Raw genomic sequence first — 13013 nt, 5'->3', positions numbered from 1 at the left:
GCCACAGAGCGCGAACCGCGCCGTGGCCGACCTGCGGTAGCGGGGCGAGGGTGTGCAGGTTAACGACTCATCAAATCCTGAGGAGGACCAGATGAGCACGCAGGCTGCATCCACCAGGCCGATGAACCGGCCGATGTCCGACGTCCAGAACCGGTCGAGCATGCAGGACACGTCGACCCGGCACATGCCGTCGATGCACGACGGTCACCGGGAGAACATGCCGTCCCCGGGTACGGAGACGAAGCAGGCGTTCCTGACCACCGAGTTCTGGGTGTACGCCGCAGCGGTCGCGCTCGTGGTGATCGCCGCGTTCTGGAAGGGCACCACCGCCAACGGCCTGAACATCAACAACCCGAACCAGGCCTGGTGGTACCTGACCGCGCTGACCGGCGCGTACCTGGTCAGCCGTGGCCTGTCGAAGGCGGGCAGCGCGCGCCGCTCCGGCAAGGAGCGCCGCGGACGTTGATCCGACGCCGCGCGAACGGCGACGCCCCCGGGATCCGTCCCGGGGGCGTCGTCGCCTCTGCTCACTCCTCGCCGAAGTCCCCGAAGTCGTCGCCGCCGCCGTCGAAGGCGTCGTCGAGCATCTCGCCGGCGATCATGCCGCCGGCGACGCCCAGCGCGGCGCCCGCGATGACGCCGCCCATGCCCGGGCCGCGCCGCCCGTGGCCGGCGTAGCCGTGGTGACCCGGGTAGCCGTGGCCGCCGTGGTGCGGCATGCCGAAGCCCTGGGCGCGCATGCTGCCGTAGCGGCCGGTGGTCTCCCGCAGCCAGCCGTCGACGACCTGCACCCAGTCGGTACGGGCGGCGTCGGTGTGCGGGACCGAGTAGCGGCCGATCACGTCGTGCCCGGGGCTGAGGAAGCCGCCCCGCTTGTCGCACTCCAGGATCACCTCGACGCCCTGCGGGCTGGTCACGAACGTCAGCTCGACCTCGTTGACCGTCTGCGCGTACTGCGGCGCGGCGAAGAACTCGATCTCCTGGTAGAACGGCAGCGTCTGCGGCACGCCGTAGATGTGGCCCCGCTCCAGGTCGGCGTGCTTGAACCGGAAACCGAGCGCCTGGAACGCCTCCAGGATGCGCTCGTGGACCGGCAGCGGGTGCACGGACACCTGGTCCAGGTCGGACTTGTCGACGGCGCGGGCCACCGCCAGCTCGGTACGCAGGCCCATGGTCATGCCGTGCAGCCGCTGGCCGTAGACGTCGGTGATCGGGGTCTCCCACGGCACCGGCATCTGGAACGGGATCGACAGCTGCTGCTTCGGCGCCAGATCGAACGCGCCGCTGACGGGCAGCCGGTGGAACTCCATGACGCCCGCGTACTCGTGGTTGCCGCTCTCGATCTCGACGCGGGTGACCAGGCCGAGGTTGATCTGCTCGATCCGCGCCGGGCTGTCGCCGCCGACCAGGTTGACGTGACCGTCCAGGGTCAGCCCGGGCCGGGTGTTCGGGTTGGTGAGCACCGTGTCGACGCTCGGGCCACCCACGCCGAACGCGCTCAACATCTTCTTGAAGACCATCGGTCACTCCCGCTGAACTGCATTCCGACATGGACCGTCGGACGCTTCGTCAGGGCACCCTAAATGCCGCGACTGAGAAGTGGCTGTGAGGCAGGTCGTGGACTCAGTCCGCCCGGACCACCACCAGTTCGCCGACCTGCTCGCCGAGTTGGCGTCGGGCCTCCGGCAACAGGCCGCTGTCGGTGATCAGCATGTCGGCCTCCTCCAGCGGCGCGATGGTGGCGATGCCGATCGTCTCCCACTTGGTGTGGTCGGCCAGCACCACCAGCCGCCGGGCGGAACCGATCAGCCGCCGGTTCACCGCCGCCTCCAGCAGGTTCGGCGTGGTGAACCCGGTGCGCGGGCTCATCCCGTGCACGCCGAGGAAGAGCAGGTCGACGTTGAGCGCGGCTATCGCCGCCTCGGCGACCGGGCCGGTCAGCGCGTCCGACGGGGTACGGATGCCGCCGGTCAGCACGACTGTCTGATCGGCGCGGGGGTTCTGGTAGAGCGCGTCGGCCACCGGTATCGAGTTGGTGACCACAGTGATCCCGCGTACCTCGGCCAGCCGCGCGGCCAGCGCGGCGGTGGTGGTGCCGGCGGACAGCGCCACCGCCATCCCCGGTTCGACCAGGCCGGCGGCCCGCTCCACGATGGCGCGTTTCTCGGCCTGCTGGCGGACCGACTTGGCGGCGAAGCCGGGCTCCTCGGTGGAGCCGGGACCGGCGAGCGTCGCGCCGCCGTGCACCTTGTCGATCAGGCCGCGTTCGGCCAGCACCTCGAGGTCGCGGCGGATCGTCATGTCGGACACCCCGAAGCGGCTGACCAGGTGACTGACCCGGACGCCGCCACTCTGGCGGATCAACTCCAGGATGGCGCTCTGCCGTTGCTGGGCGAGCATGTGGACCTCCATCGGCGCGAACGGCAGGGTTGCGGTCAGGCGCTCACGGGCGCCGGCGCGGGCTCCTCGCGGACCACCGCCACCTCCCCCGCCGGCACCTCCAGCTCGCCGTCGCAGCGGGCGCCGCCGAGCAGCTCGACGCCGGTGACCGGCAACCGTACCGGCTCGGTGGTGTGGTTGATCAGGAACAGCCAGCTCCGGTCCTCCGCGCGGCGGCGGACCACCTCCACCCCGGTCGGCGCGCTCACCGGCGGCCGGACGCCGGCCTCGGCCAGCAACCGGGCCACCAGCCGGTCGGTGGCCTCGTCGTCGAGCCGGGTGCCGACGTACCAGGCCGCGCCCGCGCCGACGGTGTTGCGGGTCAGCGCCGGCACGCCGGGCAGGGGCCCGTCGGCGTACGCGGCCAGCACCTCCGCGCCCTCGGCGTGCAGCCACTCGGTCCACACGTCGGCGCGGGCGCCGTCGTCGAGGCGTACCGTCTCGCCGGCCCGCAGCGGGAAGAACTCCTCGACGTGTACGCCGAGCAGGTCGCGGTACGCGCCGGGGTAGCCGCCGAGCCGGATGTGGTCGTGCTCGTCGACGATGCCGCTGAAGTAGGTGACCACAGCGGTGCCGCCGGCCTCCACGAACCGGCGCAGCGCGTCGGCGTCGGCGTCGCGGACGAGGTAGAGCGTGGGAACCACGACGAGCCGGTAGCGGGACAGGTCGGCCGAGGGGTGCACCACGTCGGCGGTGATCCCGGCCCGCCAGAGCGCGGCGTGCAGCGCGGACAACCGGTCGGTGTAGGTGACGTCGACGCTCGGGTGGGAGTCGAGTTCGGCGCCCCACCACGCCTCGTAGTCGAAGAGGATGGCCACGTCGGCGTCGACGCGGCTGCCGCGTACCTCGGCGAGCGCGCGCAGGTCGGCGCCGAGCCGGCAGACCTCGCGGAACACCTTGGTGTCCGGGCCGGCGTGCGGCACCAGCGCGGAGTGGAACTTCTCCGCGCCGGCCCGGGAGGCCCGCCACTGGAAGAACAGCACGCCGTCGGCGCCGCGCGCGACGTGGGCGAGGCTGTTGCGGCGCATCTGACCGGGTGTCTTGGCCACGTTGCGGGGCTGCCAGTTGACGGCGCTGGTGGAGTGCTCCATCAGCAGCCAGGGCGCGCCACCTGCCACGCCCCGGGTGTGGTCGGCCGCGAGCGCCAGGTTGACCTGCGGCTGCGGGTCGGCGGCGGTGAGGTAGTGGTCGTTGGCGACCACGTCCACGTCGGCGGCCCAGGAGTGGTAGTCCAGGTACTTGATGCCGGTGCCGATCATGAAGTTCGTGGTGACCGGCTGCGGGACGAGCCGGTTCAGCAGTTCCCGCTCGGCGCGCAGCTGGGCGCGCTGCTCGTCGGAGGAGAACCGCAGGAAGTCCAGCTGCTGGGTGGGGTTGGCGAACGTCGGCGCGGTACGCGGCGGGTTGATCTCGGCCCAGTCGTGGTAGCGCTGGCTCCAGAACGCGGTGCCCCAGGCGGCGTTGAGCGAGTCCAGGTCGCCGTAGCGCTCGCGCAGCCAGCCGCGGAACGCCTCGGCGCTGACGTCGCAGTAGCAGTGCACGTTGTGGCAGCCGAGTTCGTTGGAGACGTGCCAGAGCACGACGGCGGGGTGGCGCGCGTACCGCCGGGCGACCGCCTCGACCAGGGCGAGCGAGTGGTCCCGGAACACCGGCGAGCTGGGGCAGTACGCCTGCCGGCCGCCGGGCCAGAGCACCGTGCCGTCGGCGCGGCGGGGCAGCGTCTCCGGGTGCCGGTGCGCCAGCCACGGTGGCGGGCTGGCGGTGGCGGTGGCCAGGTCGACGCTGATGCCGCCGTCGTGCAGCAGGTCGATCGCCCGGTCCAGCCAGTCGAAGACGTACCGACCGGGGGTGGGCTCCAGCAGGGCCCAGGAGAAGATGCCGACCGAGACCAGATTGACGCCGGCCCGTCGCATGAGTTCGACGTCCTCGGTCCACGTCTGCTCGGGCCACTGCTCCGGGTTGTAGTCGGCGCCGTACCAGATGCCCTCGCCGTGCCAGTTCCGCATGACAGCAGAGGTTGCCCCCGAACAGCACCCAAGTCAACACTTTCCAACATCGACTGAAGTTCCAACGTTTACCGGCTCTTTGCCCCGCCTAACCGCCGACGGCGTCGCCTTTTTGCCCCCTTGACAGCGCCGCGCCAAGGGGTAGCTTCAAGCGCCACCGGCTGTTTGTGTTCGGACGTGTGGATTCTCGGTGGATCTACCGCGACCGACACGACACCGCTCACCGCCAACGATCACGGTCCATGAGCGCAGCGCACCTCTTCCACGCAGGAGGCACCATGTCCCGTCCCCGCTCGCAAGCCGAATACCTCGCCCGGCTCGTACCCCCGTCCGTCGCCGGCCTGAACCGGCGCTCGCTGCTCGCCGGCGCGGCCGGCGCGGGAGCGCTGCTCGGCACCGGTCTGCTCGCCGGCTGCGGCGACTCCGACTCCGGATCCGGCGGTGACGCCAAGAGCGTCTCGGTCGGCTCGAACCAGTCGGACCCGAAGCCCAAGGACGTCGTCGCGAAGGTGATGGACGGCTTCAAGACGTCCTCCGGGGTGACCGTCAACATCAACACGGTCGACCACAACACGTTCCAGGAGAACATCAACAACTACCTGCAGGGCAAGCCGGACGACGTGTTCACCTGGTTCGCCGGCTACCGGATGCGGTTCTTCGCGGCAAAGGGCCTGGCCGGTGACCTCAGCGACGTGTGGGGCAAGCTCGACGGCTACTCCGACGCGTTCAAGAAGGCGTCCACCGGCGACGACGGCAAGCAGTACTTCGTGCCCGCGTCGTACTACCCGTGGGCCGTCTTCTACCGCAAGTCGGTGTGGCAGCAGCGCGGCTACGAGGTGCCCAAGACGCTGGACGACCTGAATACGCTCGGCGCGCAGATGAAGAAGGACGGGCTGAACCCGATCGCGTTCGCCGACAAGGACGGCTGGCCGGCGATGGGCACGTTCGACATCCTCAACCTGCGGATCAACGGCTACCAGTTCCACATCGACCTGATGGCCGGCAAGGAGGCGTGGACCTCCGACAAGGTGAAGAAGGTCTTCGACACCTGGGCCGGGCTGCTCCCCCTGCACCAGCCGGACTCGCTCGGCCGCACCTGGCAGGAGGCCGCGCAGTCGCTGCAGCAGAAGAAGAGCGGCATGTACCTGCTCGGCCTGTTCGTCGGCCAGCAGTTCAGCGGCGCCGACCTGGAGGACCTGGACTTCTTCACGTTCCCCGAGATCGACTCCACCATCGGCGCGAAGGCCCTGGACGCCCCGATCGACGGCTACATGATGGCCCGCAAGCCGAAGTCCAAGGACGCCGCGCAGAAGCTGCTGACGTACCTGGGCTCGAAGGAGGCAGCGGACATCACTGTGAAGAACGACCCGAGCACGCTCGTCGCCAACAGCGGCGCGGACACCGGTGCCTACACCGCGCTGCAGAAGAAGGCCGCCGAGCTGGTCGGCTCCGCCACCGAGATCGCCCAGTTCCTCGACCGCGACACCCGGCCGGACTTCGCCTCCACCGTGATGATCCCGGCGTTGCAGCAGTTCATCAAGGACCCGAAGGACATCGGCGGGCTGCTCACCAGCATCGAGAACCAGAAGAAGTCGATCTTCACCAGCTGACGGCGGAAGGGGGAAGGACATCATGTCCGACCTGCCCCTGATCCAAGCGGATCGCGCCGTGCCGCCGCCGGCCGCGACCACCAGCAACGGTGGTCGCGGTCGCCGGCTACGGCTCCTGTCCCGCACCGACCGCGTGGTCATCACGCTCATGGTGCTGGTACCCCTGCTGCTCGTCGCCGGCCTGGTCTGGCTGCCCGCGGTGGCGACGGTGCTGCTCTCCGGCACGAACTGGGACGGCATCGGCCCGGTCTCCGAGATCGAGTGGGTCGGCCTCAAGAACTACGACGACGTGGTGAACATCTACCCGCCGTTCGTCCCCGCGGTGCAGAACAACCTGCTCTGGCTGGCCGCGCTGTTCGTGGTGGCCACCCCGTTCGGCATGTTCCTCGCCGTGCTGCTGGACAAGGAGATTCGCGGCAGCCGCTTCTACCAGACCGCGCTCTACCTGCCGGTGGTGCTGTCGCTGGCGCTCATCGGCTTCGTCTGGCAGCTCATCTACAGCCGCGACCAGGGGCTGCTCAACGGCGTGTTCGGCGGCGAGACCGACTGGTACGGCGACCCCAACGTCAACATCTGGGCCGTGCTGGTCGCGGCCGGCTGGCGGCACGTCGGCTACATCATGCTGCTCTACCTGGCCGGCCTCAAGGGCGTCGACCCGTCCCTGCGGGAGGCCGCCGCTGTCGACGGCTCCTCGGAGACCAGCACGTTCTTCCGGGTCGTCTTCCCGGTGATGCGCCCCATCAACATCATCGTGCTGGTGGTGACGGTGATCGAGTCGCTGCGCGCGTTCGACCTGGTCTGGGTCATCAACAAGGGCCGCAACGGGCTGGAGCTGATCTCCGCGCTGGTCACCCAGAACGTGGTCGGCGAGGCCAGCCGGATCGGCTTCGGCTCCGCGCTGGCGACGATCATGCTGGCCGTCTCGCTCGTCTTCATCACCATCTACCTCTGGACCGTGATGCGGGAGGACAAGCGATGACCGCCGTCTCCGCCGGCCGCCGCCGACCCGTGCGGCCCGCCCGGGTCGTCCTGCACCTCTTCCTGGGTACGGTCGCAGTGGGCTGGCTGTTCCCGATCCTGTGGGCGGTGCTCACCTCGTTCCGCTCCTACGAGTACACCGCCGCCAACGGCTACGTGTCGCTCGGCGGCTGGACCGTCGACAACTACGTCACCGCCTGGCGTACCGCCGAGTTCGGCAAGCACTTCCTCAACTCGGCGTACATCACCGTCCCGGCGGTGCTGCTCACGCTCTTCCTCGCCTCGTGCGTGGCGTTCGTGATCGCCCGGTTCAGCTGGAAACTCAACATCGCGCTGCTCGGCCTGTTCACCGCGGCGAACCTGCTGCCGCAGCAGGCGCTGCTCATCCCGCTGTTCCGGATGTTCACCGAGATCCCGCTGCCGGCCTGGATGAGCGACTCAGAGCTGCTGTACGACAGCTACTGGGGGCTGATCCTGGTCAACGTCGCGTTCCAGTGCGGCTTCTGCGTGTTCGTGCTCAGCAACTACATGAAGGCGCTGCCGCACGAGCTGTACGAGGCAGCGATGGTCGACGGGGCGAACGTGTGGCGGCAGTACTGGCAGGTGACGATGCCGCTGTGCCGGCCGGCGCTCGCCGCGCTCGCCACGCTCGAGGTCACCTGGATCTACAACGAGTTCTTCTGGGCCACTGTGCTCATGCGTACCGGCGACAAGTTCCCGGTCACCAGCTCGCTGAACAACCTGCGCGGCGAGTTCTTCACCGACAACAACCTGGTCTCGGCCGGTTCGGTTCTGGTCGCGATCCCCACCCTGGTGATCTTCTTCCTGCTGCAGAAGCAGTTCGTCCGGGGTCTCACGCTGGGAGCCTCCAAGGGATGACGATCGTCCACCTGCGCCGCGCGCGGACCAGCCTGGTGCTCGACGCACGCGGCCCGGGGCTGCCCCGGGTCGTGCACTGGGGCGCCGACCTCGGCCCGCTGCCCGACGAGGACCTGCCGGCGCTCGTCGACGCCACGGTTCCGCCGGTGGTGCCGAGCAGCTTCGACGCGCCCACTGTGCTGTCGCTGCTGCCCGAGGCGAGCGCCGGGTGGAGCGGGCGGCCCGGTCTCGCCGGTCACCGCGACGGCCGGGACTGGTCCACCGCGTTCCGCCTCACCGGCCTCGACGTGCACGACGAGCCCGCAGCGCAGTCGCCCGACCTGTTAGGAGGGGCCCCTTTACATGCACCAGGCGTTAACAAGGGGCCCTTCCTTTCCTCCGGGCGGGTGGTGGTGCGGGCGGCGGATGCGGGCGCCGGGCTGAGCCTGACCGTCGAGATCACGCTGGACCCGGCAGGTGTGCTGACGCTGCGGCACCGGCTGCGCAACGACGGCGACGGCCGGTACGAGCTGCGGGAACTGACGCCGGTGCTGCCGGTGCCGGCGGTCGCCACCGAACTGCTCGACCTGACTGGACGGTGGTGCCGGGAACGCGCGCCGCAGCGGCACCCGTGGCCGATGGGCGCGTGGGTGCGCGAGGGGCGGCACGGCCGCACCGGCCACGACGCCACGCTGCTGCTGGTCGCGGGCACCGCCGGGTTCGGATTCCGGCACGGCGAGGTGTGGGCGGTGCACACCGCGTGGAGCGGCGACCACGTCACCGCCGCCGAGCGCCGCCCGACAGGCGAGTCCACGCTCGGCGGCGGTGAGCTGCTGGCGCCCGGCGAGATCGTGCTCGGGCCGGGCGAGGAGTACGCCACTCCCCTGCTCTACGCGGCACACTCCACCGCCGGGCTGGACGGGCTCAGCGAGGCGCTGCACACGCACCTGCGGGCCCGCCCGTCGCACCCGCGCACACCGCGGCCGGTGACGCTGAACGTGTGGGAGGCGGTCTACTTCGACCACGACCTGGACCGGCTGCGGGCGCTCGCCGACGCGGCCGCCGAGGTCGGTGTGGAACGCTTCGTGCTCGACGACGGCTGGTTCCGGGGCCGGCGGCACGACCAGGCCGGGCTCGGCGACTGGTGGGTCGACGGCGAGGTCTGGCCGGACGGGCTGCAGCCGCTGATCGACCACGTACGCGGGCACGGCATGCAGTTCGGGCTCTGGGTGGAGCCGGAGATGGTCAACCCCGACTCCGACCTGTTCCGCGCCCACCCGGACTGGGTGCTCCAGACGCCGGGCCGGCTGCCACCGCCGTGGCGGCACCAGCAGGTGCTCGACCTGGCCAACCCGGACGCGTACGCGTACCTGCTCGAACGGCTCGACGCGGTGCTGAGCGAGCACGACGGGATCGCGTACCTGAAGTGGGACCACAACCGCGACCTCACCGAGGCCGGGCACGCCGGACGGCCCGGCGTGCACGCGCAGACCCTGGATGTCTACCGGCTGCTGGACGAGCTGCGCGCCCGGCACCCGGGCGTCGAGATCGAGAGCTGCTCGTCCGGCGGTGCCCGGGTCGACCTGGAGATCCTGCGCCGCACCGACCGGGTGTGGGCCAGCGACTGCAACGACGCGCTGGAACGGCTGTCCATCCAGCGCTGGACCGGCCTGCTGCTGCCGCCGGAGCTGATCGGCACGCACATCGGGCCGCAGCGCTCGCACACCACGCACCGCGTGCACGACCTGGGTTTCCGGGCGGTCACCGCGCTGTTCGGCCACCACGGCATCGAGTGGGACATCACCGCGATCGACGCGACCGAGCGGGCCGAGCTCGCCGCCTGGGTGGCGCTGCACAAGCGGCTGCGCCCGCTGCTGCACGGCGGCCGGGTGGTCCGGGTCGACCACCCGGACCCGGCCGTGCAGGCCCACGGCGTGGTCGCCCACGACCGCGACCACGCGGTGTACGCGGTCAGCCGGGTCGCCACCTCGGCGGCGCAGGTGCCGGGCGCGGTGCGGCTGCCCGGGCTGGACCCGGCCCGGCGCTACCGGGTCCGTCCGCCCACCGAGGCGCCCGAGCCGGCGATGTTGGAGCTGTCCCCGCCGGGCTGGCTGGCCTGGCCGGGCGACGGCATCACGGTGACCGGTTCGGTGCTGGGCACGGTCGGCGTTCAGCTCCCCGCCCTGCACCCCGAACAGGCCCTCCTCCTGGAGGTGGTGGCGGCCTGACCCCGCGCCCCACCCCGGTGATCAAGGAGTTTGTGTCACCGCAGGCGTCCGAACGGGACACAAACTCCTTGATCACGCACTAGAGGGTCAGGCGGAGGTGCAGGTCACCGCGGGGGTGGAATTCGTGCCCTGCCAGCTGCCGATGAAGCCGAAGGTGGTGCTCGCGCCCGCGCCGAGGCGGCCGTTGTAGTCGACGTTGCGGGCGGTGTACGCCGACCCGCTGTTGCTGACGCTCGCGTTCCACGCCTGGGTGACGGACTGGCCGTTGGCGTACGTCCAGCGCACCGTCCAGCCGGTGATCGCGGCCGCTCCGGCGGTCACCTTGACCTCGCCCTGGAAGCCGCCCTGCCACGAGTTCGCGACGGTGTAGGTGGCGGTGCAGCCACCGGACGGCGGGGGCGTGGTCGGCGGGGTCGGGCTGACGGTCGGGCTGGTCGTCGGGCTCGCGGTGGGGCTGACCGTCGGGCTGGCGGTCGGGGTGGTGCTCGCGTACACCGACGCCTCACGGGAGGTGGCGGCGATGCCGTTGGCGCCGTTGAAGATGCGCTGCCCCCAGCTGGTGAGCTGGGCCGGGTTGAACGACGTGGTCATGTCCAGGTACTCCACGCCGCCGCCGTTGCCGCTCCACGACCAGCCGAGGTAGCCGATGCCGTTGGCCTGGGCGTACGCCATGATGGCGTCCTCGTCCGGGTTGCCGTCGGAGTGGTTGAACCCGAACTCGCCGACCACGATGGGCAGCCCGGCGGTACGGAAGCGGCCCAGGTAGTCGCTGATCTCGGCGGCGGTGTCGAACACGCCGTACATGTGGATGCTGAAGACGGTGTTGCGCTGCGGATCGGCGGCGAACACGGTGCCGGCGTTGTCGCGCATGGTGAACGACCAGTCCTGGCCCCAGTTCGGCGCGTCCACCATGATCGTGTGGGTCAGGCCGGCGGCGCGCAGCCGCTTGATCGCGTTCGACGTGTCGGTGGTCCAGGCGCTGTAGCCCTGGTTGCCGAACGGCTCGTTGCCGATGTTGACGATGACGTACCTCTCCTGGCCCTTGAGCACGTCGGCGATGCTCAGCCAGTAGTCGGTGGCCTTGGCCAGCGTGGTGGCGGCGCCGTCCTCGCCGTACCCGGTGGTGTCGTGCACCTCCAGCACGCAGATCATCCGGTTGCTCTTGCACAGGGAGATCACGTTGGCCACGTCGGCGGCGCTGTTCTTCGTCCAGCGGTCGCCGCTGGACAGCACCACCCGGACGGTGTTCGCGCCGAGCGCCTTGATGTTGGCGAACGAGCTGGTCTGCTGCGGGTACCAGGTGTGCGCGTGGTTGACGCCACGCATGACGAACTCGACACCGTTGGCGTCGTAGAGACGCCCGTTGGAGACGGAGAAGCCGGTGGCCGCCTGGGCCGGCTGCCCGAGGGCGAAGACGGCGGCGAGGGCCGTCAGCAGGGCGGCGCCCGCGACGGAGAGCAGTTTCTTCATGGCTGTCCTCAGGGGAAGGATCCCCCGTGCCCGAGCGGGGGTGCGGTGACGGTGAGAGGGTGGTGGCGACTGAGCCCGGTAGCCGCCGCCCGGTTCCCGAACGGACGCAGGCATCAGCGTAGGACGATGGAAGGCGTGAGGCAACCGGTTAAGCAGGATCAGCCGGGAGGCGACACCGCTTGACGCGCTGTATGAGCTGAACCGGTTAAGAGACGAATGCGAAAGCGGACAGCAGGGTTGACCCGCGCCGGGCGGGGTATCCGGGGACGATCCGCCCGGGAAGGAGACGTGCCATGGTCAACGTCGGTTACACCCTCATGTGCGAGCAGGCCGGCCCGAAGGAACTGGTCGACCACGCCGTACGCGCCGAGGCCGCCGGCTTCGACCATCTGGTCATGTCCGACCACTACTACCCCTGGCTGGAATCGCAGGGCCACTCCCCGTACGCCTGGTCGGTGCTCGGCGCGGTCGCGCACGCCACCAGCCGGGCGGAGCTGATGTCGTTCGTGACCTGCCCGATCCGGCGGTACCACCCGGCCGTGGTGGCGCAGAAGGCCAGCACCATCGGGGTGCTCTCGGACGGCCGCTTCACGCTGGGCCTCGGCGCCGGGGAGAACCTCAACGAGCACGTGGTGGGCGGATGGCCGCACGTGCAGCAGCGGCACGAGATGTTCGAGGAGGCGTTGCAGATCATCCGGCCGCTGCTCAACGGCGAGACGCTGACGTTCTCCGGCAACCACTTCGACGTGCCCGACGCGTACGTCTGGGACCGCCCGGACCGGCCGGTGCCGATGGCGGTGGCCGCGTCCGGGCGACAGTCGGCCACGCTTGCCGCCGAGTACGCCGACGCGATGATCGCCACCGACCCGCTGTCGCACCTGATCGACATGTACGAGGAGGCCGGTGGCGCGGGCCGCCCCCGCTACGGGCAGGTGGCCATCTGCTACGGCCCGGACGAGGACGAGTGCCGCAAGATCGTGCACGACCAGTTCCGCTGGTTCGGCCTGGGCTGGAAGGTCAACGCCGACCTGCCCGGCCCGGAGTCGTTCGAGGCGGCCACCCGGTTCGTCCGGGAGGAGGACGTGGCCGAGGGCATCTCCTGCGGCCCGGACACCGACCGGCACGTCGAGGCGTTCAAGAAGTTCGTCGAGGCGGGCTTCACCCACGTCGCGCTGGTCCAGGTGGGCGGCGACACCCAGCCGATGTTCCTCGACTGGGCCCAGGAGGAGCTGCTGCCCCGGCTGCGGGAGCTGTGACCGCTGAGGAGTTGACGCCATGCGTATCGGGAACACCGAGATCCGGCCCGCCGGGGGCGGGCTCGGCTGCCTGCTGATGATCCTCTTCTCGATCGTCGCCTCGGTGGTGCTCACCGTGCTGCTCAACCTGGTCCTGTAGCACCCGGCCCGGCGCGCTCGGCGGCGGCA

The 13013-nt window shown here is 70.4% G+C and carries 10 protein-coding genes; 6 read left to right on the top strand and 4 right to left on the bottom strand.

What is annotated here, in order from left to right:
• Window positions 1-91 precede the first annotated feature (91 nt).
• Window positions 92-466, top strand: a complete 375-nt coding sequence (locus J3R08_RS08230; protein WP_043325541.1) for a hypothetical protein — start codon at window positions 92-94, stop codon at window positions 464-466.
• Window positions 467-527: 61 nt separating this feature from the next.
• On the opposite strand, the gene J3R08_RS08225 is transcribed toward J3R08_RS08230, so the two are convergent.
• The 3 genes from J3R08_RS08225 to J3R08_RS08215 form a co-directional block, all read right to left on the bottom strand.
• On the bottom strand, window positions 528-1520 hold the full coding sequence (locus J3R08_RS08225; RefSeq protein ID WP_064447217.1) for a sporulation protein: 993 nt from the start codon (window positions 1518-1520) through the stop codon (window positions 528-530).
• Window positions 1521-1623: 103 nt separating this feature from the next.
• On the bottom strand, window positions 1624-2400 hold the full coding sequence (locus J3R08_RS08220) for a DeoR/GlpR family DNA-binding transcription regulator (protein ID WP_030501763.1): 777 nt from the start codon (window positions 2398-2400) through the stop codon (window positions 1624-1626).
• A gap of 35 nt (window positions 2401-2435) precedes the next feature.
• Window positions 2436-4445: a beta-galactosidase gene (locus J3R08_RS08215; protein ID WP_064447216.1), complete on the bottom strand. Its 2010-nt coding sequence runs from the start codon at window positions 4443-4445 to the stop codon at window positions 2436-2438.
• 278 nt (window positions 4446-4723) lie between these two features.
• Here J3R08_RS08215 and J3R08_RS08210 point away from each other — a divergent pair, with 278 nt between their 5' ends.
• Genes J3R08_RS08210 through J3R08_RS08195 form a run of 4 tightly spaced genes read left to right on the top strand, consistent with a single transcriptional unit; the run spans window position 4724 to window position 10119 of the window.
• Complete coding sequence (locus tag J3R08_RS08210) at window positions 4724-6055, top strand: ABC transporter substrate-binding protein (RefSeq protein WP_043325545.1); 1332 nt, start codon at window positions 4724-4726, stop codon at window positions 6053-6055.
• 22 nt (window positions 6056-6077) lie between these two features.
• The gene (locus J3R08_RS08205) at window positions 6078-7034 is read left to right on the top strand and encodes a carbohydrate ABC transporter permease (RefSeq protein ID WP_064447215.1); all 957 of its coding nucleotides are present in this window, start codon (window positions 6078-6080) and stop codon (window positions 7032-7034) included.
• Window positions 7031-7912, top strand: coding sequence for a carbohydrate ABC transporter permease (locus J3R08_RS08200; RefSeq protein ID WP_013284905.1), 882 nt, complete (start codon window positions 7031-7033; stop codon window positions 7910-7912). The genes J3R08_RS08205 and J3R08_RS08200 overlap by 4 nt, the downstream gene beginning before the upstream one ends.
• Window positions 7909-10119, top strand: coding sequence for an alpha-galactosidase (locus tag J3R08_RS08195; RefSeq protein ID WP_209960562.1), 2211 nt, complete (start codon window positions 7909-7911; stop codon window positions 10117-10119). The genes J3R08_RS08200 and J3R08_RS08195 overlap by 4 nt, the downstream gene beginning before the upstream one ends.
• 87 nt (window positions 10120-10206) lie before the next feature.
• Here J3R08_RS08195 and J3R08_RS08190 read toward each other — a convergent pair whose 3' ends face one another.
• Window positions 10207-11589, bottom strand: coding sequence for a cellulase family glycosylhydrolase (locus J3R08_RS08190; protein ID WP_209960560.1), 1383 nt, complete (start codon window positions 11587-11589; stop codon window positions 10207-10209).
• A 293-nt stretch (window positions 11590-11882) separates the two neighbouring features.
• On the opposite strand from J3R08_RS08190, the gene J3R08_RS08185 reads away from it, so the two are divergent.
• Window positions 11883-12845 carry a TIGR03557 family F420-dependent LLM class oxidoreductase gene (locus J3R08_RS08185; protein WP_043325553.1) on the top strand — a complete coding sequence of 321 codons (963 nt, stop codon included), beginning with the start codon at window positions 11883-11885 and terminating at the stop codon, window positions 12843-12845.
• Window positions 12846-13013: the final 168 nt, after the last annotated feature.

It is taken from the genome of Micromonospora sp. HB375 (genome assembly GCF_017872985.1).
Taxonomy (GTDB): domain Bacteria; phylum Actinomycetota; class Actinomycetes; order Mycobacteriales; family Micromonosporaceae; genus Micromonospora; species Micromonospora chalcea.
The sequence above is the reverse complement of the archived record's forward strand: the minus strand, read 5'-3'. Positions and strand labels throughout refer to the sequence as shown.